We start from the raw sequence: 21,982 nt of genomic DNA on the forward strand, positions 1-21,982 counted from the left end.
CTCCGCGGCGGAACGCCTGACAGGTATTCGCTGCCGTCGGCGCCAACGTTACTTCGTGCCGGCGTGTAACCCTCGCCAGGGCAGCGGCGAATAATCAGACAACCTTCCACGGATGCCCCCCATGCTCGTGTTGATCCTCGCCTATCTCGGCGGCGTACTGACCATCCTCAGCCCGTGCATCCTGCCGGTGTTGCCGTTCGTGTTCGCCCGCTCCGACCGGCCGTTCATGCGCAATGGCTTGCCGATGCTGCTGGGCATGGCGATCACCTTCGCCGCCGTGGCCACGCTGGCTGCGCTCGGCGGCGGCTGGGCGGTGCACGCGAACCAGTACGGCCGCTACGTGGCGATGCTGGTGCTGGCCTTCCTCGGCCTGACCCTGTTGTCGACCCGGCTGGCCGAATGGATCACGCGCCCGTTCGTGGCGCTGGGCAACCGGCTGTCGCAGCGCTCGGCCGGCGATGGCGATTCGGTCTGGGCCGCGGCCGGCCTCGGCGTCGCCACCGGCCTGCTGTGGGCGCCGTGCGCGGGACCGATCCTGGGCCTGCTGCTGACCGGTGCGGCGCTGAACGGCGCCAGCGTGCATACCACCTTGCTGCTGCTCACCTACGCCGCCGGCGCGGCCACGTCACTGGGCCTCGCGCTGCTGATCGGCGGCAAGGTGTTCGCGCTGATGAAGCGCTCGCTCGGCGCCGGCGAGTGGGTGCGCCGCGCGCTCGGCGTGCTGGTGCTGTGCGGCGTGGCGGCGATCGCGCTGGGCCTGGATACCGGCCTGCTCACCCGCGTCTCGCTGGCCAGCACCGGCGGCATCGAGCAGAAGCTGATCAACGCCGTGCGCCCGGCGCCGGCGCCGCAGCCGGTGCTGAAGGCCGGCGAGCCGTTGCCGGTGGAAGGCACGCTGCCGTCGCTGGCCGGTGCCACGCAATGGCTGAACAGTCCGCCGCTGACCACCGAAGCGCTGCGCGGCAAGGTGGTGCTGGTCGATTTCTGGACGTACTCCTGCATCAACTGCATCCGCGCGCTGCCGTACGTGCGTGGCTGGGCCGACAAGTACAAGGACCACGGCCTGGTGGTGATCGGCGTGCATGCGCCGGAGTTCGCGTTCGAGAAGGATCCGGCCAACGTGACCAAGGCCGTGAAGGACCTGGGCGTCGACTACCCGGTCGCGCTGGACAACGACTACGCGATCTGGAAAGGCTTCGACAACGAGTACTGGCCGGCGCACTACTTCATCGACGCACAGGGGCAGATCCGCCATCACCATTTCGGCGAAGGCGAGTACCGGGAAAGCGAGGACGTGATCCGCCAGTTGCTGGCCGACGCCGGCCAGAAGAACCTGCCCGGCGGCTACGTCAGCGACGACCACCGCGGCGTCGAGGCGGCCGCCTCGGATGACCCCACCCGCTCGCCGGAAACCTACGTCGGCTACGCCCGCGCAATGAACTTCGTCGGCGGCCGGGTGGCGCGTGACGAGGCGCACGACTATCACGCACCCGCCTCGCTCGCCGTGGACCAGTGGTCGCTCGACGGGCGCTGGACCGTACGCGATGAAAACGCGCAACTGGAGCGGGCCGGCGGCCGCATCGTCTATCGCTTCCGCGGCCGCGACCTGCACCTGGTGCTCGGCCCAGCGGCGGACGGCAAGCCGATCCGCTACCGCGTGAGCATCGACGGCAAGCCGCCCGGCGCCGATCACGGCATGGACACCGACGCCGACGGCCACGGCACGATCACCAGTCAGCGGCTGTATCAGCTGGTACGCCAGGCCCACGGCAGCGGTGAGCGGCTGTTCGAGATCGAGTTCCTGGACCCGGGCGTGCAGGCCTACGCCTTCACGTTCGGCTGAAGCGACACGTAGGAGCCCGCTTGCGGGCGATGCCTCTGCGCTCGCGGAAAAGCATCGCCCGCAAGCGGGCTCCTACACAAAAGAACATCCACGGAGGTTGTCATGCCACGTCTCGATGAAACTCTCGCGATGGATCGCCGCCGCTTCCTGCGTGCCGCGCTCGGCGGCGGTGCACTGTTGGCCGTCGGCGGCGGCCTGCTGCTGCCGCGCCTGCATGCGGCGGCGAATGCGCCGGTCGGCGCGCCGGGCGAGGTGTTGCTGGAAATCTTCGACGACGCCGGCCACGACCTCGGCGCGCGCAAGGTGGCGAAGCTGGTGCTGAGCGACGCGCAATGGCGGCAGCGGCTGTCGCCGGCGGCGTACGAGGTGATGCGCCACGAAGACACCGAGCGCGCGTTCAGCGGCGAGCACGAGCGGCCTGCCGTGCCCGGCCTGTTCCGCTGCGTGGCTTGCGCCACTGCGCTGTACGACGCCGCCACCGAGTTCGACTCCGGCACCGGCTGGCCCAGCTTCTGGCAGCCGATCGCCGCGCGCAACGTGATCGAGCGCAGCGATCATCTGTTCGGCATGCAGCGCACCGCCATCAGCTGCGCCGGCTGCGACAGCCACCTCGGCCACGTCTTCGACGACGGCCCGCGGCCGACCGGGTTGCGCTACTGCATGAACTCGGTGGCGCTCCGTTTCGTGCCGCACGCAGCAGCCTGACCGCGCAAGCGGCTCAGCGGCCTTCCCGCGACCACGGCCACCAGCCGCGCCCCGAGCGCGCGTAGCGATCGGCCGCGCGCTCGAACGGATTGCGCGCGCTGATGCCGCCGCACAGCAGGTACAGCGGCAGGAACAGCGGGCCGAGCAGCATGTACTGGTAGACGTGTGCGCGTTCGTGGTCGGCCAGCGACACCGGCGGCTCGATGCCGCACCCGGCGCGATGGGCGTAGGTGAGGCACGGCACGTCCAGGCGCTCGCCGCTATGCACGATCACGTTGCCCAGGGTCAGCGCACCGCCGCGCCCCCACGGCCAGCGGCGCACCACCAGCGCCAGCTCGCGCGGCTGCCAGCGCATGCGCGCGCCGAAGGACACGGCGGCCACACCCAGCAGCAGGCCCAGCAAGGTATTCGGCGCGGTCCACAGCATGCCCAGCGCGAGCAGACTTCGCCGGGGCCAGCGTGTACCGGATGAGTCGGGATGTCGCAGCATGTCGGCTCGGCTTGGGTTCGGCGGTGGTCGTCGCCATCTTGTCGGCGTTGGCGCCTGGCGCCTGACCCGTTACCGGAGTCTGCCATGGGTACACCACTGGCCATCCCCTGCCCGCATTGCGGTGCGCTGAATCGCGTGCCGGCCGAACGGGTCGGCGAGCATCCGAACTGCGGTCGCTGCAAGCAGGCGCTGTTCGAGGGACACCCGGCGGAATTGACCGCGGCGAACTTCGAGGCGATCGTCGGCCGCGGCGACCTGCCGGTGCTGGTGGATTTCTGGGCGCCATGGTGTGGCCCGTGCGTCGGCTTCGCGCCGGTGTTCGTGCAGGCCGCCGGCAGGTTCGAACCGCGCCTGCGGCTGGCCAAGCTGGACACCGAGGCGCAGCCGCAACTGGCCGCACGCTTCAACATCCGCAGCATTCCCACCCTGGTCATGTTCAAGCACGGCCGCGAGATCGCGCGGCAGTCCGGCGCGCTGAACGCGGCGCAGCTGCAGCAGTTCGTCGAAGGCGCGCTGGCGCGCGGCTGATCACATGGCTGGCTGGCCGGTACCCGCCGCCTGCCAGCGCAGCCAGTCGATCACCGCGGCCACCGCCGGGCGCGGCCTGGCCGGCGGCCGCACGATCCAGTACGACGGCCCCAGCGCCACGCTGAGTTCGCCGAACGGACGCAGCAGGCTGCCGTTCGCCACGTCGTCCGCGGCCAGCCGATAGCGCGCCAGCGCCACGCCCTGACCCTGCATCGCCGCGCGCAACACCAGGTCGGACGAGGTGTAGCGTGCACCGCCCTGCAGCGACAGCTTCGCCGGCCCGTGCGCCTGTCGCCAAAGCTCCCACGCTGCCTGCGGGTCGCGATCGTGCAGCAGGCGCAGGCCAGCCAGTTGCGCCGGCCTGGACGGACGTCCGGACGCCTGCCACAGCGCCGGGCTCATCACCGGATACAGCGCGTCGTCCATCAGCGACTCGGCATGCAGTTCCGGCCACGGTCCCTTGCCCATGCGGATCGCCAGGTCGATGCGGCCGTCGTCCAGCGCATCGAGGCGCTGCTCCACCTGCACCGACAGTTCGATCTTCGGGTGCGCTTTTTCCAGCGCGGGCAACCGCGGCAGCAGCCAGCGGATCGCGAACGACGGCGAGGCGGACAGGGTCACCGCATGCGCCGGGCGGGTCTCGCGCAACGCCGCCACCGCCTGTTCGATCCCGCGCAGCCCGGCCAGCGTGGCACGACCCAGCGCCTCGCCCTGCGGCGTGAAAACCAGCGCGCCGCGACCGGCCGCCGTGCGCAGCAGCGGCACACCCAGCCAGCGATCCAGCTCGCCCAGATGCCGGCTCACCGAGGAGTGCACCATGCCCAGCTCGCGCGCGGCGGCGCGTACGCCGCCGTGCGCATAGACCATGGCGAAGGCACGCAAGGCATTCAGCGGCAGCTCGTTCATGGTCACAATTCTAGACCATAAACCACACGGCACAGACCAGCCGCAGCCACCAGAATGTGCTTCATCCGACCATTAGCGATGAGGGACATGCCATGGATCCGTTGCTCGCCGCGTGCGGCCTGCTCTGCGTGGCCGCGATCACGCCCGGTCCGAACAACCTGGTGGTGCTGCGCGCGGCAGGGCAGGCCGGCCTGCGCGGCGCGATGCCGGCGATCGCCGGCATCGTGTGCGGCGGCCTGCTGCTGCTCGCCGTGATGGCGCTGGGTGCGGGCGCGGCGTTCGCCACACATCCGCCACTACGGCGCTGGACCGGCGTGATCGGCGCCGTGTACCTGGCCTGGCTCGGCGTATCGCTGTGCGCCGCCGGCATCGCGCCACGGCACGCCGCCGCGACCTCGGCAGCCTTGCCGGCCGGCATCCTGGGCCTGATCGGCTTCCAGTTCCTCAACCCGAAAAGCTGGGTGATCGTGCTGAGCGTGCTGGCGGCGGTGCCGGCCGCCGGCCTGCGCGACTACCTGCCGCTGGCCGGACTGTTCGTGCTGATCCCCACCCTGTGCCTGCTGCTGTGGGCCGCGCTTGGCGCGTGGCTGGCCCGCTGGCTGGTGCGCCCCACGATCCGCCGCGGCGTCGACATCGTGATGGGCGCCCTGCTGGTCGCCTGCGCCTTCCTGTTGCTGATCGAACCCTGACCCCCTTGCTTCACTGGAGATACCGAGATGACCGTCTTCCATACGACTCCTGCCCGCCGCGTGCTGTGCCTCCCCGGCAGCCTGCGCCGCGATTCCTGGAACCGCCGCCTGCTGCAGGCGGCTGTGGCCCAGGCGCCGGCGACACTGCAGCTGGACGTCTACGATGCGCTGTCCGCCGTGCCGCTGTTCGATGAAGATCTGGAGCGGCGCGAGCCGGCCGGCCCCGCCGGTGTGCAGGCGCTGCGCGCGGCGCTCGCCGCCGCGGACGGCCTGCTCATCGCCACGCCCGAGTACAACCACGCCATGCCCGGCGTGCTGAAGAACGCGCTGGACTGGCTCTCGCGCGAAAGCCCGGCCGGTGACGTGCTGCCGGAGAAGCCCGTCGCCGTGCTCGGCGCCAGCAGCGGGCCGTGGGGTACGCGCCTGGCGCAGGCTTCGCTGCGCCAGGTGCTGCATACCTGCGGCGCCCTGGTGATGCCCGCCCCGACCCTGTTCGTGGCGAATGCGGCCAGCCGCTTCGACGCGGGTGGCGCGCTGACCGACCTGGCCATCGCGCAGTCGCTGCAGGATTTCACGCTGGCGTTCGAGCGATGGATGGAGCGCACCGCGCCGTCATTCGGCAATCGGGAACCCGCGGTGACGGCGCGGCGCTGACCACGATCACCCATGCCTTTACGCACACTCCCGCCGCGACGGCGCCGGTTAAGCTGGCCGCTTTCGCCCGCGAGGAGGAACCGTGCACAAATCCCTGCGATCCGTCCTGCTGGCGGCCTTCGTGCTGGCCGTCGCCAACGCTGCCCCGGCCTTCGCCGTCGACACCCACAAGCCGGCCGCGCCGGAGTCGGCCGGCAGCGACGGCTTCCAGCTGCCGCCGCTGCCGGCCGATGCGCACGTGACGCAATCGGCTACGGTGGACGGGCGCACGCTCAAGTACACCGTCACCGTCGGCTCGCTGCCGGTGCGCGACGACAAGGGCAAGACCACCGGCGAAGTGGTGTTCACCGCCTACACCATGGCCGGCAGGGACCGTCCGGTGACGTTCGCGCTGAACGGCGGCCCGGGCGCCTCCTCGGTGTACCTCAACCTCGGCGCGATCGGGCCGAAACGGGTGAACTTCGGCGCCGAAGGCGACAACCCGTCCGACCCGGCCACGCTGCACGACAACCCCGGCACCTGGCTGGGCTTCACCGACCTGGTGTTCATCGACCCGGTGGGCACCGGCTACAGCCGCGCGCTGGTCGACGACAAGGAAGCCACCAAACAGTTCTACAGCACCGACAGCGACATCCAGTATCTCTCGCGCATCGTCTACGACTGGCTGGTGAAGAACGGCCGCATGGCCTCGCGCAAGTACCTGGTCGGCGAGAGCTACGGCGGCTTCCGCGGCCCGCGCATCACCGAGTACCTGCAGACGCGCCTCGGCGTGGCGATGAACGGCGTGGTGCTGCTGTCGCCGTACCTCGACCCGGCCGCGTTCGAGGACGGCAACGTGTCGCCGCTGCCGTGGATGCTCACCTTACCCTCGATCGCCGCCGCCCATCTGGAGCGCGAGCACAAGCTCAGCGCCGCGGCGATGGCGCCGATCATCGAATACACCCGCGGCGAATACGCCAGCGACCTGATGCGCGGCCGCGCCGACCCGCAGGCCACCGAGCGCGTGGTGAAGAAGGTCACCGAGCTGACCGGACTCGACCCGCTGTTCGTCAAGCGCTCCGGCGGCCGCATCGAGACCCAGGCCTACCTGCGCGAGGTATACCGCGCCGAAGGCAAGCTGGGCAGCCGCTACGACTCCAACGTCACCGCGTGGGACCCGTTCCCGTACGCGCCGCACCAGCAAAGCGGCGACCCGATCCTCAACGGCATCATCGCGCCCACCACCACGGCGATGGTCGACTTCGTCACCCGCGTCGTGGGCTGGAAATACGACGGCCGCTACAACGCGCTCAGCTACGAGGTGAACAAGCTGTGGCACGAGGACAAGGACGCGAACAAGGGCTCGGTGTCGCAGCTGCGCGAGGCGGTGGCCAACGACCCGGGCCTGCGCGTGCTGATCACCCATGGCTGGGACGACCTGTCCTGCCCGTTCATGGCCTCGGTGCTGATCGTCGACCAGATGCCGGCAATGGGCGACCCGACCCGCGTGCGGGTGAAGAACTACCCCGGCGGCCACATGTTCTACGCGCGCCCCGACAGCCAGGCTGCGCTGACCGCCGACGTGAAGGCGTTGTACGGCGTCAAATGAGACAACCGCAACCGGAGACCGGACGCACTACCACCTCGTGCTCGCGCGCTGAGCGCGAGTGCACTGCCGTGCACCAAGCAGTCCCCGAGTCTTGTTTCACTCAGTTTGCGCGAGCCATGGACGACTCGACTGCCACTCAAAGCGAGAGGCGTCGAACCTGCCGCGCAGCAAGCTGGGTGGAAACATGGTTCGTTCGCAAAATGGCGGGATTCGAGGTGCTCATCCCAATTGACGCGGGCTTTTAGCCTCATCGACACAACGAAGCCAATCGTCCCACGCAGCTGGATCCAGCGGCTTGCCGTCGCTTTCAATCGTAATATCTGCGATGAGAGTTTCCATATCATTTCCCGCTCGAGCATAGAACTGCTCGAGAAACAACCGCATGGCTATAAGCGCTTCATGCTCGGTAATCAAGGGGGGAGCCTCCATCATTTCGAGACGTCATTGACGCCGCCGTTGGTGATCTGGGTGCCGTTGCGTACCTCCACCCATACTTGACGTCCATCGGGCAGCGTCTCACGATAGACGCTGATGCTGCCACTTGGGCCGCGAGTGCCGATAAAGTTACCCGGTTTCACCGCACCCTGAAGGAGGGCGCGATTTTCTGTAGTATCCTCAGCCATATGTCCTCGAGCATTTCGGAAAATATGTGACGTATCGTCTCTGAAGGCGATTCCGGCATCTCTTTTTGCAAATTTCAAAAACCTGCTAAAGCCAGCCAGCCTGCCAACAATGCGGCCAATTCCATCGCCCAATAAGTTCAGAGCAGTAAATTTAGCCGTGAACAGGCCCGCCTGCTTGAGCGCCCTGCCCTGATTTTTTAAAATCGTGGCATTGGTTAGGCGAATATCGTCGCATGTCTCATCGCATTGTCCTGCAGATCTGGTCGGCGCAGCGCTTTGTTTGGCACTCTCCTGTCGGTCGTCAGAATTCGCCGCAACGGCACAACACGGCCCATCAGGATGCATGATGGATCGATCTAATTCAGAGCAACCTGGTAAAGTTCCAGCACTGTTGCAGATTCGACGTCCTGTCGGATCAGTAACCACAATATGATTACTATTGGCGTACGCAAATCGATTGAGTTTGAACACATCTCCCGCACTCGGCCCCACAGGATCCACACTGATAAATCGCCCTACCGCCGGATCGTAATACCGTGCGAATACAATCGCCGGCAGGCTTCGCCGGCATCCTTAACACGATCAACCACTTACACACCCAGCAGGGTGCGTATGGTGTATGCCAGCGTCGAGGGTTAAGGAAACCGGGGCTTTTTGCTCGCGTTGACTCCACGACAAGGGCGCAGCAGAAGGTCACCCCTTTAGCATCCGTGAGCCACGGATGAGCCGGTCTATTCGGTCGAGTGCGCCAGTTCCCGCACGGCACGATCGAACGCTTCCTCGCTGACCAAGCCACGGCTGGAACGATCCAGCAGATTGCGCATCGCCGGGGTGTAGACAAAGCCTTCCATTTCACCGGAGACGATCGCGTTTTCCAAGGCAGCACGACGAAGCAGGTCGGTGTGTTGGAGGTCGGTCGTGATGAGGGGGGCTATTCCCAAACGAAGGGCGGCGATACACGGCGGCGAGGAACCCACAAGTCGTCGTGATCGCGGGTCCCATTTTACCGCGCTGGTGTGGTCATGGCGACGCGTTGGGCTCGATTCTTTCCCCGCCGAACCTTACGATGACCGCACGACACCGCGACCTTTCCACGGTGGATGGCACGCCACCGGCTGGTGAGTCAAGGGCGAACCATCGCCCGGCGCTTGGTGGTCGCGCAGCGAGCGTTTAGCGTCCGCCAGTGCGGGGGACATTGCGGGAATCATGCGGCAATACAAGACGCGACCCGAACTTATAGAAAACGTCCCGCTCGGAGCGCAGCATCAAACGCATGTACGAATAGAGCCTTCAAGTAATCGCCTCAATGTCTCCAATGAAAGCCACTCCACCCCGCCAACTGCTTATGTCCATCGCGGCGCTGGACTTCGCTTGTTCATCCGATATCCCAGTCATCGCACAAAACACCTTCTTGCCGTTCTGAAGCTCCGCGATTTCACTTCCTTTGTGTCGAGGAGAAGCAACGACGTAGCGATACACGGAATCGCGATAGCTCATGCTTTCGTTCAGTTCAATAAGCGCTTTCCCTCCGTGGTCATCGCGCGTCATTTGCAACAGTTCGCCTCGGAGTGGTTGCCACTTCAAGGCTTCGCCAAGATCCCACGGATCGCTGAGCATGATTGAAATTCGCATTGGACTCACTGCTGCATCGTGTCTGTTCGGACTACAGTGGCTGGCACGTCTCCAGTCGCAGTACGTTCCATTCCACCTCCAGGCATATTGAAGTTCGGTTCAACGCGAGTCGGCGCTGAAAAACGCCCGGCGGGAACTTCCAAAGTAACTCGCACTTCCGGCTTAGTAGGGAGGGCCAATCGTTGCTGAGCGCGTCCAGCTGAAGAATTGACCGCATCGCTCGCGTAATGCGTTCCAGACCGACCGCCTCGAACAAGACCGCTATCCTGCGTTGCCTTGAGCTCTGCTTTCGACATTCCCCGCTGGACTAATTCGGTCTTAGGCGAATCCGACAACACCTTGTCGATCATAACGGCGGTTTTCACCATGCCGACCGCCTCGACCACAGCACCCGCACCCGAAGCTGTCAACATCACCCCCAAACCGACCTTCGCTATAGGCGACAGTGGTTCGTTCGGGTGTGTGGCGGCATAGGCCCCCTGCGCCGCCACCATCCTGCCGCAAGAGCCATCAGCGTCGGAGCAACGCCCATCCGGATCGGTGTGATTGACCGGGTTGTTGCTGGTGTAGTCGTACCGATTGAAGTTGAACAGATTGCCCGGCGTAGGTGCCACCGGATCGACGCTGAGGAAGCCTCCTCTACTTGGATCGTAGTAGCGCGCCTGCATGTACACCAAGCCGGTATCCGGGTCGTTCACATGGCCGGTGTAGCCCGGCCCGTTTGGCGCGGTACCCAATGCCTGCACGCCGTACGGCTGGTAGTCGAACGTGGCCGTGATGGTGCCGTTGGCATCGGCTTCGGCCAGCGGCGTGCCCTGCGGGTCGGAGTACACGTAGGTCACCGTGCCGGCATGAGCGGCTGCGCCCAGCGAAAGCCAAAGGGCGGCGATGCTCAGCAGGATCTTGAGTGGATTCATGGTGGCGCGTCCTTGCGGTCCCTTCGAGATATGCCTGACAGCGACGATGGCCGATCGCGACGACGAACTCATATCGATCCCTCCGTCTCCGCCGTCATGGTGGCGGTCGAGCTGGAGATGCTGCTCCCGGCGGCGTTGTAGAAATCCACGCGCATCTGGTACGTGCGCCCGCGCGAGCCAGACGTCGGGCCGAAAGTACCGGTGGTGTAGTAGTCCGCCGGGTTACTACTGACCGCCACCGGCGTCGACGCGCCGTTCGTCAGCGTGCCGCCGGCATCGACATCGCCGGACGGTACCCCCACGTAAGTCCAGGTGTATTGCACGGTCACCGCCCCACTGGGTAGCGCACCGCTGAGCTTGACCACGTTGCCAGCGGGTGTTGCGCTATACACCTGCCACGTGGTGCCGCCGACGATCGCGAAGCTGATCGGACAGCGGACGGCACATCGGAGCGACTATTCGACTTCCTCCGTCCCGGTTTCGACGCAAGTTTCATTCGACCCGTAGACGTCTAGTGCTAAATCAATCTCCAACTCAGCAAGTTTGCTCATCAGCTTATAAGGCAAAGTGTCTCCACTATTTCCAACAGAAAACCAACCGATAAAAAATTCGATACGACCACCTTCTATACAAATTCGATGGAAGATATCTTTATATTGACCGAAGGAAGCTAAAGCACGTTCAAGTGTCTCGCTTAGATTTTCTTCACCATGTCGTTCGATGTTGAACGTGCAGTAACTTTCGTCGTAGATGCCCTCCAACTCCCTTCCTTTTGGTGTCGTACGCCTCTCTCCCGCCTTCCACATACGGGTAGGCTTTATGCCTAGCTCAGTGCTCAAATCAGAAGGGTCAAAGGATGACCCAAAGAAGCGCAATGAGATTTTGAACCGAAATGTATTCATCAATTGCTCCCCGGCAAATAATCGCCTTTAGGTCCATTATTTACCGGATTTCCCTCATGATCTCCCGTGATTACATCACCATTTGGTGCAATCCCAGTCCAATCTTGCGGGCCCGCACCAACACCGTCTTTTATGGTATGAACATCATCCTTGCTTAGGCCAGGATATTTATCGATCGGTATAGTCCCGGGAGGAGCACTCTTTGGCTTTGATCCAGGGATTGGCTTTGCCAATTGCACGAGTGGATAGGCCACGACCCTGCCCCCACATGTTAAAGATCCATAGCACCCCTGATGCCCATAAATCAGGTCGTGGAAGCCATTGGCATCCACTATAAATAGTTCGACTCCAAGAAGCGTCAAACCCGCTGTGCGCACCGCTGCACCCCCAATGCTGCTAGCAAAATCTGAAGAATAAGAAGCAGTAACCGTGACAGCAGCTAGGTTTGTAGCAGAACTTGGTGTTGATGATGCTTTCGAATTACTCCCCCCGGAATTCGCCGCAACGTCACAACAACCAGACGGTCCGTGACCAACACTGTGATACGGATCATAACAACCTGGAGAAGTTCCAGTGCTATTACAAATTTGACGCCCTGTCGGATCAGTAACCATGATAGGGTTACTATTGGCGTACGCAAACCGATTGAGTTTGAACACATCTCCTGCACTCGGCCCCACCGGATCCACGCTCAAAAACCGCCCTACCGCCGGATCGTAATACCGTGCCTGCATGTACACCAACCCGGTATCCGGGTCGTTCACGTGACCGGTGTAGCCCGGCCCATTCGGCGCGGTGCCCAGCGCCTGCACGCCGTACGGCCGGTAGTCGAACGTGGCCGTGATGGTGCCATTGGCGTCGGCTTCGGCCAGCGGCGTACCCTGCGGGTCGGAGTACACGTAGGTCACCGTGCCGGCATGCGCGATCGCACCCAGCCAAAGCCACAGGGCCGCGATGCTCAGCAGGGTCTTGAGTGGGTTCATGGCGACGCGTCCTTGCGGTCCTTTCGAATGATGCCTGACGGCGACTACGGTCGATCGCGACGGCAGGCTCATATCGACCCCTCCGTCTCCGCCGTCATGGTGGCGGTCGAGCTGGAGATGTTGCTCCCGGCGGCGTTGTAGAAATCCACGCGTACCTGGTACGTGCGCCCGCGCGAGCCAGACGTCGGGCCGAAAGTACCGGTGGTGTAGTAGCCCGCCGGGTTGCCACTGACCGCCACCGGTGAGGACGCGTTGTTCGTCAGCGTGCCGCCGGCATCGACATCCCCGGACGGTATCCCCACATAGGTCCAGGTGTACTGCACGGTCGCCGCCCCGGTGGGTAGCGCGCCGCTAAGCTTGACCACGTTGCCGGCGGGTGTGGCGCTGTACACCTGCCACGTGGTGCCGCCGACGATCTTGAATCCGATCGTTGAATACCCCTTCTGTCCGCTGGGAATGAGGTAGCCCACCGCATAGGCATTGCCATTGATGGCGATGGGGACGGCCGCGACGATTGTGCCGGTCGCACTCCACGGCCCGCAGCCACCGGCATTGCAGGCCTGCACGTGGTAGCCGTAGGTGCCGCTGCCCTTGCCGCTGATCGCCAGGCTGGTGGCGCTACTGCTCTGGACCGTGGTCCAGCTGCCGCCGTTGAGCTGCTCCTGCAACGTATACGTGGTGGCGGTGCTGACCGCGCCCCAGCTCACCGTGTAGCTGCCCGTATTACTGCTGGCCGGCACGCTTAGGGCAGGCGCCGTGGCCGGTGGCTGCAGCACCACGGTGTTGCCGATCGCGCTCCACGGCCCGCAGCCACCGGCGTTGCAGGCCTGCACGTGGTAGCCGTAGGTGCCGTTGCCCTTGCCGCTGATCGCCCGGCTGGTCGCGCTGGTGGCCTGGATCGTGGTCCAGCTGCCGCCGTTGACCTGCTCTTCCAGTGTATACGTGATGGCGGTGCTGACCGCGCCCCAGCTCACCGTGTAGCTGCCCATGCTGCTGCTGGCCGGGACACTCAAACTGGGCGCGCTGACGGGTGGCAATGTCGCTGCCACTGTCCCGCTGACCCTATAGGCACTACACCCGCTAGTGTTGCAGGCATTTACTTGAAAAGTATAACTGCCACTAACCGTCAGCGTGTGGCTCGTGCTGGTAGCTGTACCATTGTAGACACTGACCCAGCTGCCGCCATTGAGGCTCTGCTGCAATGTGTAGCTAGTGGCTGTGCTGCTGGCTGCCCAACTGATCGTTACACTGCCGTTGCTGGTCGCCGGCACACTGATACTCGCGGGTGTCGGCGGAGGCAACAGCACCGTCGTGTTAGCCGTGCTGCTCCATGCCCCGCAGCCACTTGTATTGCAGCCCTGAACCCGATACCCGTACGTCCCGTTGCTCTTGCCGCTTGCCGTCCAACTGGTGGCCGCACTACTTTGGATGGTGGTCCAGCTACCGCCGTTGATCTGCTCCTGAAGGGTGTAGCTGGTGGCGCCGGTGACCGCGCTCCACCCCACCGCGTAGCCACCGGTGGTGTTGCTCGCTGGCGCGGTCAGGGTCGGTGCTCCCGACACTGGCGGCGCGGGTATAAAAAATGTACCGGACTGGTTCAGTACAAGGTTGCCATTGCCCACGGGCGAGTCGCCATACATATAGATAGGCGCACCGGTGTACTGAGTACGCACCGCCGTGGTCAGTGGCACCGCGAAGCGATATGCCGTGCCGCTGGCTTGGCATGCCGTGGACACGGCCGACTCACTGGCTATATTGGCGGTAGCGGTGGCGACTCGGGTGCCACCGCCGCCCGATGGGCCACCGGCGAACACTTCTACACCAATCGATTGGTTCAATCCCGTGGAACAGGCCCAGCCGTTCACCGTGGCATTGCCACTACCATCGATCACCACCCCGTCGATCGTGCCTATCACACGGGTGTTGTAGTTCACATTGCGGGCGATCAGCTTGCTGCCCAAGTAGATGAAGTTGGTGGCTTTGCCGGTGCCTGGCTCCCACTGGTACATCAGCTGACCGGCGTGGTCGTAGAAGTAGTAGATGGCGGCCCCGTCGCTGGCCGGCGTTTTGCTCACCCGCCGCCCGGACGCATCATAGGCATAGCTGTCGTAGCCCGGGATCTGGGTGAGCTGGTTCTTCTGGTCGAAGACTAGGCTGACGCCGTTCTTGTTGATGACGTTGCCCCGGTTGTCATACACGAAACTATCGACCGGGCTGGCACCGTTGAAGATGTCGGTCAGCTTGTTCGTCGCATCGTAGTTGTAGCTGAAAGTCTGCCCTGCACTCAGCCGGGTGCGCAGGTTGTTGATTGGGTCGTAGGTGTAGGACTCCGTCCCCCACAGGCCGTTAGCCGTGGCGCTGGTCAGGCGATTGAGGGCATCGTAACCAAACGTCTTGCTGCGCGGACCGCCAGCCAGGTCCGTCACCTGGGTGATGTTGCCGTTGACGTCGTAGGTGAAATCCTCACTGAGATTGAGCGTGCTGGTGGTGCCGAAGGTAAAGTTGCTCAGCAACTGCCGGGTGTTCTGTTCGGCCACATAGCCGGTGCCGTTGCCGTAGGTAAACTCCGCCAGGGCACCGTTGGGGAAATAGCCGATGCTGCCGGCATAGCTGCCAACCTTGGTGGCCCGACCCAGCGCATCGGGTGCATACGCTACCGCCTCGCTGGTGCCTGTGCCTGCCGGGTAGTTCACGGCGGCGAGATGACCGTAGGCATCGTGGATGTAGCTGATCGTCCAGGGGTTCTGTCCGGTCAGCTGCAACGACTCACTGGTGAGCATGCCGCGGAAGTTGTAGGTGCCGTTCCAGATGCTGGTACCGGACACCGCCTTCGTCACTTGGCCGAGCGCGTCGTAGGTGGTCTGGGTGCTCTGCGTGCCGCTGGGGGGCGCGATCGTCAGCAGCCGGTTCATCCCGTCGTAGGTGAAAGTGGTCCGTGCGGCCGCGGCGACCTGGTCCGCCCCGCATCCGGTGCCGATGATGGTCAAACCCGACGCGCTCCACGCCAGATTGTTGGCTGCGTCGTAGGCCAGCGCGGTGCTGCCGCTTTCCGGCTCGGTGGTGCGGCACAAGCGGTGATAACTGTCGTAGGTCAGTGTCTTGGTGACGCTGTCAGTCTCGGTGCCGTTGTAGAGGCCCGACTGGGTGATGGAGGTCGGGTTGCCGTAAAGATCGCGGACGATGGCTTGGGTGATACCGCCGGGTGCCTGCACCAAGGTCACCGCATCGTAGGTCGGTTGATCGAAAACCTGGTAACTGGTGGTGGTAATGTTGCCCTTGGGATCCGTCACTTGCTGGCGGGCGCCAGACAGGTACGCTGTCGCGGTGGTGAGCACCCCCAGTTCAGAATCCTGTTGGCTCTTTGTCAGCCGCCCCAGAACGTCGTAGGTCTGATGCGTACCAGTGGTGAGGATGGACAGATCCGGCGCACCGCTGACCGGATATGACGCAAAGATATTCTGTCCGCGCCAATCGTAGCCCTTCGCCGTCGTGATGTCCGAACCGGCGCTGCCTACGATCGAGGTATCGCTGAGCAGGGGCCGCAGCATGGCGTCGAAGTAGGTAACTTCGCTGGCATTGCCGGTGATGACCGTGCGCCGCCAGTGGTTGGCTGCAATGCCCCGCTCGGCAGCGGCAACGAAGCTGTACGCGAAGGTGGTTGGATACCACGCCTGCTCGTCGCCGCCGGGATAGCTAATACGGGCGATCCTACCCATCGCGTCGTAGGTGTAACTAGCGGTGTGGCCTCCCTGATCGGTCACGCTAGTGATCCGGCCAGCGTCGTCCACGACCAGGCTTTCGCTGGTCAGATCCGGAAAATTGATGAGTTGGGGCTCACCACGCTTGTAGTTGCTCAGGCTTGTGGTGTGATTGTTACCATCAGTGAAGCTCGTCAGCTGGCCCAGTGCGTCGAAGGTGTAGCTTTTCACCAATTGGCCGAAGCGCCAGCGCTGCGAAAGGGTAACGTTGGTGAGGTCGTAGACATTCTTGCTTTCCGTTTCACCGGTGGTGAGATTGTCAACTTGCTGCGGCAGGCCGAGCACCCAGTGCGGCAGGTCATTGAGATACGCCGTCTGCTCTTCGATCGCTGCCTGGCCCGAAATGCTGTTGAAGCGTTTGGTCTTGGTCGGCTGCGCGAAGGCATCGAAAGCCTCGGTTAGCGCCGTGTACGTGTCACCGTCCTGAGTAAGTACTGTTTGCTTGACCGGCCGTATCCGATTGCCCATCGGGTTCTCGAAGTTGGGCAACAAGGATTGACCCGCAATGTTGGGAAACGGCTGACTCAGCGCATCGGCATCGCTGATGTAATTGTTGGCGGAGCTTCTGGATACGTGGCCGGAAAGATCATCGACTTCGGTACCGAGCAGTTGGCCTTCATTGCGAGCGTATTGCACACCGAAGATGTACTTGGTGACATCGCCGGGGCTGGTAACCGTGACAGTCTTGGACAACGAACAGGTTGAACAGACGTCGGGGGAAATGTAGGGCTGTGCGTTGTTGTTGTAGCTCCATGGCACAGACGCAGTGTAGTAGTAGGGTCCGCTGGGACCACCGTCCTGATAAGTCCAGGTTTGTGTAGCCAACCCTGGGCCACTGATCTGTTTGGACACCAGTGAAAAATTGTCGAGGAAATCGTAGACGACCGGATAGTTGTGATATGGATTGCCGTCGCCCGGGCAGGACAACGGAACGTAGTTACGAATATGGCGAACGTATTCGAAATCGAAAGTACCGATCGCTCCCGATGGCGCACCGATCGTGTAAACGAAAGATCCAGAATTCTGTAGAGGGGCGATCTGGCAGTGGCCCGCTGGCGGATGAGCATCATCCGGCCAATCGTTCTTGGTCGTGACCAATGTGCCCGATGTGACGGCATAGGTCCATTGCGAGCCGTCCGGCCGCGTCACAGCACTCAGCTGCGGTTTGCCGTTGGACCCGGTGACATAGGTATATGACCAAGTGCCCAAGGCACTGGTCACCGAGGTAATGGTGCTGCCCGACCATGTCAGGGTGATTGTGCGCCCGTCGCTGGATGTGATCTGGGTCAGCTGATCGCCGGTATAGCTGTAATTGACCCAGTTGCCGAAACGGTCCTGGGCACGCGTGACCAGCAGATAGACGTTGGTGCGCCCGACAGCAAACGGCTTGGCCGTTGTCGAATATTGCCAGGCGAGTAGCGGTGCCTGGCGCGTGACTGCCCAGTCGAAGGTATAGCGAACACCCGATGGCGAGGTCGCCACGAAGGCTTCGCCAGCAAGGCCGTTCTGGGCAGTCGCCATGCAACTGACCCGGTAGTTGCCACTGGTCACCCAAGGATAAGTTTGCCTCAACGCGTACGCAGGCGACGCGGCTTGCGTATTGGCCAACAGCTCCTGATCCCCGCCGCCCGGGACATGCATCCTGTTGCCGCCCCACACTTGCCCATAAGGCGCATCACCCACCGAACTCGTGATGGGGATGAATACCTCCATATTGGGCCAATCAACATTGTCGCTACAACGGTTGTAGCTGTAGCCGGAACTCTGATTCAACTGCCAGCCGTTCTGCGTGATGACCGTCGCCACGATGTAAGGTATGTCGATATCCCAGTCGCCGAACCCCGCCAAAGAGCTGCCGGGATCGGCGCGACGATCCTCAATCACCAGCCTGCGCCGCAATTGCACCGGCAGCACGTTGTTGCCGGGAATATCTACGTCCGTCACGCCGAACTCGGTCGCGCCGTTATAGAGACTGACGTTATCGCCAAACAGCGTCGACGTGAGAGGAGTGACTTGCTGGGCCGCGTTGAGGCGCTTGCCAAACTCCTCGTAGGGATCGACTCCGTTGTACTGAGCGTGGGCAGCCGAAGAGACGACCGCCAAGAAAAGACCGAACACGATCCCTGTGCGCATAGCCTGTGCTTCCCCTGAAATTAGGCTGTCGAGAAATGACTTCCCGACTTAGCGTCTTGAATTTGACGCGGCGTTGATGCTTAACCCAAAAGCATGCGTTTGTCAACAAGCAAGTTCTTGCGGATTTCTGCATCACCGTCCAGCCCAAGTGAAGGCGACAGCGCATTCAATTGCGGATAGCCCGGTCTTACACGTCCTTGAAAGCGCAGGATTTAGCGCGCCATGCCGGCGCGCACCAGGTATTGCACGCTGAACATCCGTTGCGGGTCGGTCCACACGCGCTGCACGGCCAGTCCGGCACGGGCGGCCAGCGTGGCGAAGTCCTCCGGCGAATACTTGCAGCTGTACTCGACCTGGATCGCCTCGTCGGCGCGGAACGGCACGTTGACCCGGCCGACTTTGACCTGCTGCTCGCGGCGGCTGACGATGTGCGTCTCGATGCGCCCGGCCATCGGGTTGTAGTGCGCGCGGTGGGCGAACGCCGACAGCTCGAAGTTGCTGCCGATCTCGCGGTTGAGCCGCGCCAGCATGTTCAGGGTGAACTCGGCAGTGACGCCGGCGCGGTCGTTGTAGGCCGCCTCGATCAGCGCTGGATCCTTCTTCAGGTCCGCGCCGATCAGGATGCCGCCGGCGTCGCCCATCTCGTTGCGCATCTTGCGCAGCAGCACGGCCGCCTCGCGGTTGTCGAAATTGCCGATGGTGGAGCCAGGGAAATACAGCACGGTGCGCCGCGGCGCACGCGGCGGGATCGGCAGTCGCAGCGGCTTGCTGAAATCCGCGCACAGCGGCTGCAGCGGCAGCTGCGGAAACGCCGCGGCCAGCCGCTCGACGCTGCGCCTGAGCGGCTCGGGCGAAATTTCCACCGGCACGTAGGCCACTGGCTCGTGCAGATGTTGCAGCAGCATGCGGGTCTTGTGCGCATTGCCGCTGCCGTATTCGACCAGCCGCACGCCGCTGCCGAGCACGCCGGCAATGTCGGCGGCGTGCTCGTCCATCAGCGCGATCTCGCAGCGCGTGAGGTAGTACTCCGGTTGCTCGCAGATGCGCTCGAACAGCGCCGAGCCGCGTTCGTCATAGAACAGCCACGACGGCAGCCGCTTGGGGCGGGCGCCGAGGCCGCGCTGGACAACTTCAAGGAGATCGCTCGACGGCGGGCGACGCTCGTCGTCACTGAGGCCAAAGGGTTGCACACTGCTCATCGGTCCTGTCCCAGTCGCAGCCCGGCGAATTGCCAACGGGCCTGGGGTGGAAAGAAATTGCGGTAGGTGGCGCGGACATGATCGCGCGGCGTGGCGCAGGAACCGCCGCGCAACACCCACTGGCCGCACATGAATTTGCCGTTGTACTCGCCCAGCGAACCGGGCAGCGGGCGGAAACCCGGGTAGCTGACGTAGGGCGAGGCGGTCCACTCCCACACGTCGCCGTACAGCTGCAGCAGGCCGGCATCGCCACTTGCCGCACGCGGCTGGAAGCGCTGCGCGTCCTGCAGGTTGCCGTCGATCGCGACGCCCTGCGCCACCGACTCCCACTCGGCCTCGGTGGGCAGCCGCGCGCCGGCCCAGCGCGCGAACGCGTCGGCCTCGAAATAGCTGAGGTGGCAGACCGGCTCGTGCGGGTCGAGCGCGCGCGCGCCGGCCAGGGTGAACTCGCTGGCCAGGTCGTCCTGCCAGTAGAGCGGATGCTGCCAGCCCTCGCGCTGCAGCGTGGCCCAGCCGTCGGACAGCCACAACCCGGGTTCGCGATAGCCGCCTTCACGCACGAAGGCCAGGTATTCGGCGTTGGTCACCAGCCGGTTGGCCAGCGCGTGCGGCTGCAGCAGGGCGCGATGGCGCGGGGTCTCGTGGTCGAACGCGAAGCCCTCGCCGCGGTGGCCGATCTCGACGATGCCCTCGCGGCCATCGACGAAGCGCAGCGGCACGACTTTCGCATCTGCCGACGCGGCAATCGGTGCGCGATAGGCCGGCTGCAGCGGATTGCACCAGAACGCGTGCTTGATGTCGGTCAGCAGCAACTCCTGGTGCTGCTGTTCGTGCTGCAGGCCCAGCTCGACCAGTCCGGGCAGTTCCGCGTCGTCGCTGCGTTCCAGCAGCTCGCCCACCGCGTCGTCGACATGGCGGCGGTAATCGAGCACCTCGTCCAGCGACGGGCGCGACAGCAGACCACGCTGCGGCCGCGCATGCATCGGCCCGACCGACTGGTAGTAGGAGTTGAACAGGTAGTGCCAGGCCGGATCACGCGGCCGGTAGGCCGGGTCACGGCCCAGCACGAACTGCTCGAAGAACCAGCTGGTGTGCGCCAGGTGCCACTTGCCCGGGCTGGCGTCGGGCATCGATTGCAGTTGCAGATCCTCGGCGCTGAGGCTGGCGCACAGCGCCAGCGTACACTGGCGTACCTGGCGGAATCGCGCCGCGATGCCGGCCGGCGCGGACGATTGCCAGGTCGTCACCGGCGCCCTCCCGGCATCCGCACGGCGGCCTCGGTACGGAGCGTTTCGCGATGCAGACAGTTCAAAAACATGTCCGCCAGCATGCCGCGCCAACCGTTCACTTATTGTGATATGAAGATGGCAGATGCTTTGCAGCGCCGCCCCGACGGCCGCCGTCGCAGCCGGCGTGCAGCTCCCGCGGCCGGTTCACGATACCCGCTCCGCGCAACCGACGAGGTAACGCCCATGAAAGCGATTCTTCCCGCCCTGCTGTTCGTCCTCGCTGTCGGCAACGTGCACGCGGCCGAGCCAGGCCGAGCCCGTTCGCCGTTGCCCGCAAACGAGTGCATCGACACGACGCAGATCAACGAGTGGTACATCGTCGATGCGCGCACGGCCATCGTGCGCACCGGTCCGAAGCATTACCTGGTGACGCTGCAGAATGACTGCCCGCGACTCGGCACGCCACCGCCCGGGCTGATCTTCCGGCCCAACCCGTCCAACGCCATCGTCAACCGGGGCCGCATCTGCGGCGAGGTGGGTGAAACGGTGCACTCGCGCTACCAGCCGCCGTGCGCGATCGAGTCCGTCAGCAGGATCGACAAGGCCCGCTTCAAGCAGCTCGGCGAGCACGCCACCCGGCACGGCAGCGGCGCCGAGCTGCCGACGGCCCTGCCGGCGCACTGAGGCACCGGCCGCCGAAACACGAAGAGCCCGGACAGGCCGGGCTCTTCGTTGCGCAATGCAATGATCCCACGCATTGCTCAGTCGTCGTCATCGTCACCATCTTCGCGGATATACCGTGTCTGGTACGGGTCGCCATACACCACGGTGCGGGTTTCGACCACGCGGCGACGCACGACCGGGGCATCCTCGTAGATCACCGTGCGCGGCGGGCCGTACACCACCGGTGCCTCGTAATACACCGGTGCCGGGCGCAGCGCGTCGCTGACCAGGCCGGCCACGGCACCGGTGACGATGGCGCCGGCGATCCAGCGGCCGCCGCTCCAGTAGCCGCCGTGGCGGTAATAACCGCCGTCGTAATCGTGGTGACCGCCGTGCCACCCGCCGCCATGCCAACCACGATCACCGTGATCGTGCGCCGACGCGCTCAACGGCATGGCCACAGCTGCCGCGACCGCCAAACCGATGACTGCCAGCTTGCCTGCATTACCGAAGCGTTTGGTCATGATCGTTCTCCGTTGT

The 21,982-nt window shown here is 64.2% G+C and carries 21 protein-coding genes; 7 read left to right on the forward strand and 14 right to left on the reverse strand.

The window, feature by feature from the left end; genetic code table 11:
- The first annotated feature begins 121 nt into the window (after nt 1-121).
- Together R2APBS1_RS13085 and msrB are read left to right on the forward strand one after the other, a co-directional pair.
- Entirely contained in the window at nt 122-1,843 is a 1,722-nt protein-coding gene (locus tag R2APBS1_RS13085) for a cytochrome c biogenesis protein DipZ (RefSeq protein ID WP_015448272.1), read from the forward strand.
- A 102-nt stretch (nt 1,844-1,945) separates the two neighbouring features.
- Nucleotides 1,946-2,548, forward strand: coding sequence for a peptide-methionine (R)-S-oxide reductase MsrB (msrB, locus tag R2APBS1_RS13090; protein ID WP_015448273.1), 603 nt, complete (start codon nt 1,946-1,948; stop codon nt 2,546-2,548).
- Nucleotides 2,549-2,561: 13 nt separating this feature from the next.
- Here the strand turns inward: msrB and R2APBS1_RS13095 are convergent, their stop codons facing one another.
- Nucleotides 2,562-3,038, reverse strand: coding sequence for a hypothetical protein (locus tag R2APBS1_RS13095; protein ID WP_015448274.1), 477 nt, complete (start codon nt 3,036-3,038; stop codon nt 2,562-2,564).
- Nucleotides 3,039-3,122: 84 nt separating this feature from the next.
- On the opposite strand from R2APBS1_RS13095, the gene trxC reads away from it, so the two are divergent.
- Nucleotides 3,123-3,566 (forward strand): thioredoxin TrxC, encoded by a 444-nt coding sequence (gene trxC / locus R2APBS1_RS13100; protein ID WP_007507874.1) that lies wholly within the window; start codon nt 3,123-3,125, stop codon nt 3,564-3,566.
- Here trxC and R2APBS1_RS13105 read toward each other — a convergent pair whose 3' ends face one another.
- Nucleotides 3,567-4,472 carry a LysR substrate-binding domain-containing protein gene (locus R2APBS1_RS13105; protein WP_015448275.1) on the reverse strand — a complete coding sequence of 302 codons (906 nt, stop codon included), beginning with the start codon at nt 4,470-4,472 and terminating at the stop codon, nt 3,567-3,569.
- Between the two features lie 92 nt (nt 4,473-4,564).
- Here R2APBS1_RS13105 and R2APBS1_RS13110 point away from each other — a divergent pair, with 92 nt between their 5' ends.
- The 3 genes from R2APBS1_RS13110 to R2APBS1_RS13120 all read left to right on the forward strand — a co-directional run bounded on the left by R2APBS1_RS13110 (nt 4,565) and on the right by R2APBS1_RS13120 (nt 7,403).
- Nucleotides 4,565-5,161 (forward strand): LysE family translocator, encoded by a 597-nt coding sequence (locus R2APBS1_RS13110; protein WP_007507870.1) that lies wholly within the window; start codon nt 4,565-4,567, stop codon nt 5,159-5,161.
- A gap of 27 nt (nt 5,162-5,188) precedes the next feature.
- Nucleotides 5,189-5,815 (forward strand): NADPH-dependent FMN reductase, encoded by a 627-nt coding sequence (locus R2APBS1_RS13115; RefSeq protein ID WP_015448276.1) that lies wholly within the window; start codon nt 5,189-5,191, stop codon nt 5,813-5,815.
- Between the two features lie 82 nt (nt 5,816-5,897).
- Entirely contained in the window at nt 5,898-7,403 is a 1,506-nt protein-coding gene (locus R2APBS1_RS13120) for a S10 family peptidase (protein WP_015448277.1), read from the forward strand.
- Nucleotides 7,404-7,622: 219 nt separating this feature from the next.
- Here the strand turns inward: R2APBS1_RS13120 and R2APBS1_RS20190 are convergent, their stop codons facing one another.
- From R2APBS1_RS20190 to egtB, 11 genes are all read right to left on the reverse strand, one after another.
- Entirely contained in the window at nt 7,623-7,817 is a 195-nt protein-coding gene (locus R2APBS1_RS20190) for a hypothetical protein (protein ID WP_157769749.1), read from the reverse strand.
- Nucleotides 7,818-7,831: 14 nt separating this feature from the next.
- Nucleotides 7,832-8,527, reverse strand: coding sequence for an RHS repeat-associated core domain-containing protein (locus R2APBS1_RS19740; protein WP_217154266.1), 696 nt, complete (start codon nt 8,525-8,527; stop codon nt 7,832-7,834).
- A gap of 230 nt (nt 8,528-8,757) precedes the next feature.
- A complete protein-coding gene (locus R2APBS1_RS20195) occupies nt 8,758-8,904 on the reverse strand; it encodes a hypothetical protein (protein WP_157769750.1) in 147 nt (48 codons plus the stop codon).
- 412 nt (nt 8,905-9,316) lie between these two features.
- Nucleotides 9,317-9,643, reverse strand: a complete 327-nt coding sequence (locus R2APBS1_RS13125) for a hypothetical protein (protein ID WP_041676779.1) — start codon at nt 9,641-9,643, stop codon at nt 9,317-9,319.
- Nucleotides 9,644-9,663: 20 nt separating this feature from the next.
- Complete coding sequence (locus R2APBS1_RS19380) at nt 9,664-10,575, reverse strand: RHS repeat-associated core domain-containing protein (protein ID WP_015448280.1); 912 nt, start codon at nt 10,573-10,575, stop codon at nt 9,664-9,666.
- 68 nt (nt 10,576-10,643) lie between these two features.
- Complete coding sequence (locus R2APBS1_RS13135) at nt 10,644-10,967, reverse strand: hypothetical protein (protein WP_041676780.1); 324 nt, start codon at nt 10,965-10,967, stop codon at nt 10,644-10,646.
- Nucleotides 10,968-11,030: 63 nt separating this feature from the next.
- Entirely contained in the window at nt 11,031-11,477 is a 447-nt protein-coding gene (locus tag R2APBS1_RS19745; protein WP_015448282.1) for a DUF4279 domain-containing protein, read from the reverse strand.
- Nucleotides 11,477-12,460, reverse strand: coding sequence for an RHS repeat-associated core domain-containing protein (locus R2APBS1_RS19750; protein WP_167540069.1), 984 nt, complete (start codon nt 12,458-12,460; stop codon nt 11,477-11,479). The genes R2APBS1_RS19745 and R2APBS1_RS19750 overlap by 1 nt, the downstream gene beginning before the upstream one ends.
- A 68-nt stretch (nt 12,461-12,528) precedes the next feature.
- Entirely contained in the window at nt 12,529-18,351 is a 5,823-nt protein-coding gene (locus R2APBS1_RS13140) for a Rhs family protein (RefSeq protein ID WP_015448284.1), read from the reverse strand.
- A 212-nt stretch (nt 18,352-18,563) separates the two neighbouring features.
- Complete coding sequence (egtD, locus tag R2APBS1_RS13145) at nt 18,564-19,550, reverse strand: L-histidine N(alpha)-methyltransferase (protein ID WP_015448285.1); 987 nt, start codon at nt 19,548-19,550, stop codon at nt 18,564-18,566.
- Nucleotides 19,547-20,797, reverse strand: coding sequence for an ergothioneine biosynthesis protein EgtB (egtB, locus tag R2APBS1_RS13150; protein ID WP_015448286.1), 1,251 nt, complete (start codon nt 20,795-20,797; stop codon nt 19,547-19,549). The genes egtD and egtB overlap by 4 nt, the downstream gene beginning before the upstream one ends.
- Nucleotides 20,798-21,022: 225 nt before the next feature.
- On the opposite strand from egtB, the gene R2APBS1_RS13155 reads away from it, so the two are divergent.
- Entirely contained in the window at nt 21,023-21,463 is a 441-nt protein-coding gene (locus R2APBS1_RS13155) for a DUF6491 family protein (protein WP_007507860.1), read from the forward strand.
- Nucleotides 21,464-21,540: 77 nt separating this feature from the next.
- On the opposite strand, the gene R2APBS1_RS13160 is transcribed toward R2APBS1_RS13155, so the two are convergent.
- Nucleotides 21,541-21,966, reverse strand: a complete 426-nt coding sequence (locus tag R2APBS1_RS13160) for a hypothetical protein (protein ID WP_007507858.1) — start codon at nt 21,964-21,966, stop codon at nt 21,541-21,543.
- Between the last annotated feature and the right edge of the window lie 16 nt (nt 21,967-21,982).

Source organism: Rhodanobacter denitrificans (assembly GCF_000230695.2).
GTDB classification, from domain to species: Bacteria; Pseudomonadota; Gammaproteobacteria; order Xanthomonadales; family Rhodanobacteraceae; genus Rhodanobacter; species Rhodanobacter denitrificans.

What these genes read in the sequence shown, in the direction of transcription:
- trxC (WP_007507874.1), top strand. Translation starts at nt 3,123, where the DNA reads ATGGGTACACCACTGGCCATCCCCTGCCCGCATTGCGGTGCGCTGAAT.
- R2APBS1_RS19750 (WP_167540069.1), bottom strand. Translation starts at nt 12,460, where the DNA reads ATGAACCCACTCAAGACCCTGCTGAGCATCGCGGCCCTGTGGCTTTGG.
- egtD (WP_015448285.1), bottom strand. Translation starts at nt 19,550, where the DNA reads ATGAGCAGTGTGCAACCCTTTGGCCTCAGTGACGACGAGCGTCGCCCG.
- R2APBS1_RS13105 (WP_015448275.1), bottom strand. Translation starts at nt 4,472, where the DNA reads ATGAACGAGCTGCCGCTGAATGCCTTGCGTGCCTTCGCCATGGTCTAT.
- R2APBS1_RS13155 (WP_007507860.1), top strand. Translation starts at nt 21,023, where the DNA reads ATGAAAGCGATTCTTCCCGCCCTGCTGTTCGTCCTCGCTGTCGGCAAC.
- R2APBS1_RS13085 (WP_015448272.1), top strand. Translation starts at nt 122, where the DNA reads ATGCTCGTGTTGATCCTCGCCTATCTCGGCGGCGTACTGACCATCCTC.
- R2APBS1_RS13160 (WP_007507858.1), bottom strand. Translation starts at nt 21,966, where the DNA reads ATGACCAAACGCTTCGGTAATGCAGGCAAGCTGGCAGTCATCGGTTTG.
- R2APBS1_RS13095 (WP_015448274.1), bottom strand. Translation starts at nt 3,038, where the DNA reads ATGCTGCGACATCCCGACTCATCCGGTACACGCTGGCCCCGGCGAAGT.
- R2APBS1_RS13140 (WP_015448284.1), bottom strand. Translation starts at nt 18,351, where the DNA reads ATGCGCACAGGGATCGTGTTCGGTCTTTTCTTGGCGGTCGTCTCTTCG.
- R2APBS1_RS13115 (WP_015448276.1), top strand. Translation starts at nt 5,189, where the DNA reads ATGACCGTCTTCCATACGACTCCTGCCCGCCGCGTGCTGTGCCTCCCC.
- R2APBS1_RS13125 (WP_041676779.1), bottom strand. Translation starts at nt 9,643, where the DNA reads ATGCTCAGCGATCCGTGGGATCTTGGCGAAGCCTTGAAGTGGCAACCA.
- R2APBS1_RS19380 (WP_015448280.1), bottom strand. Translation starts at nt 10,575, where the DNA reads ATGAATCCACTCAAGATCCTGCTGAGCATCGCCGCCCTTTGGCTTTCG.
- msrB (WP_015448273.1), top strand. Translation starts at nt 1,946, where the DNA reads ATGCCACGTCTCGATGAAACTCTCGCGATGGATCGCCGCCGCTTCCTG.
- R2APBS1_RS19745 (WP_015448282.1), bottom strand. Translation starts at nt 11,477, where the DNA reads ATGAATACATTTCGGTTCAAAATCTCATTGCGCTTCTTTGGGTCATCC.
- R2APBS1_RS13110 (WP_007507870.1), top strand. Translation starts at nt 4,565, where the DNA reads ATGGATCCGTTGCTCGCCGCGTGCGGCCTGCTCTGCGTGGCCGCGATC.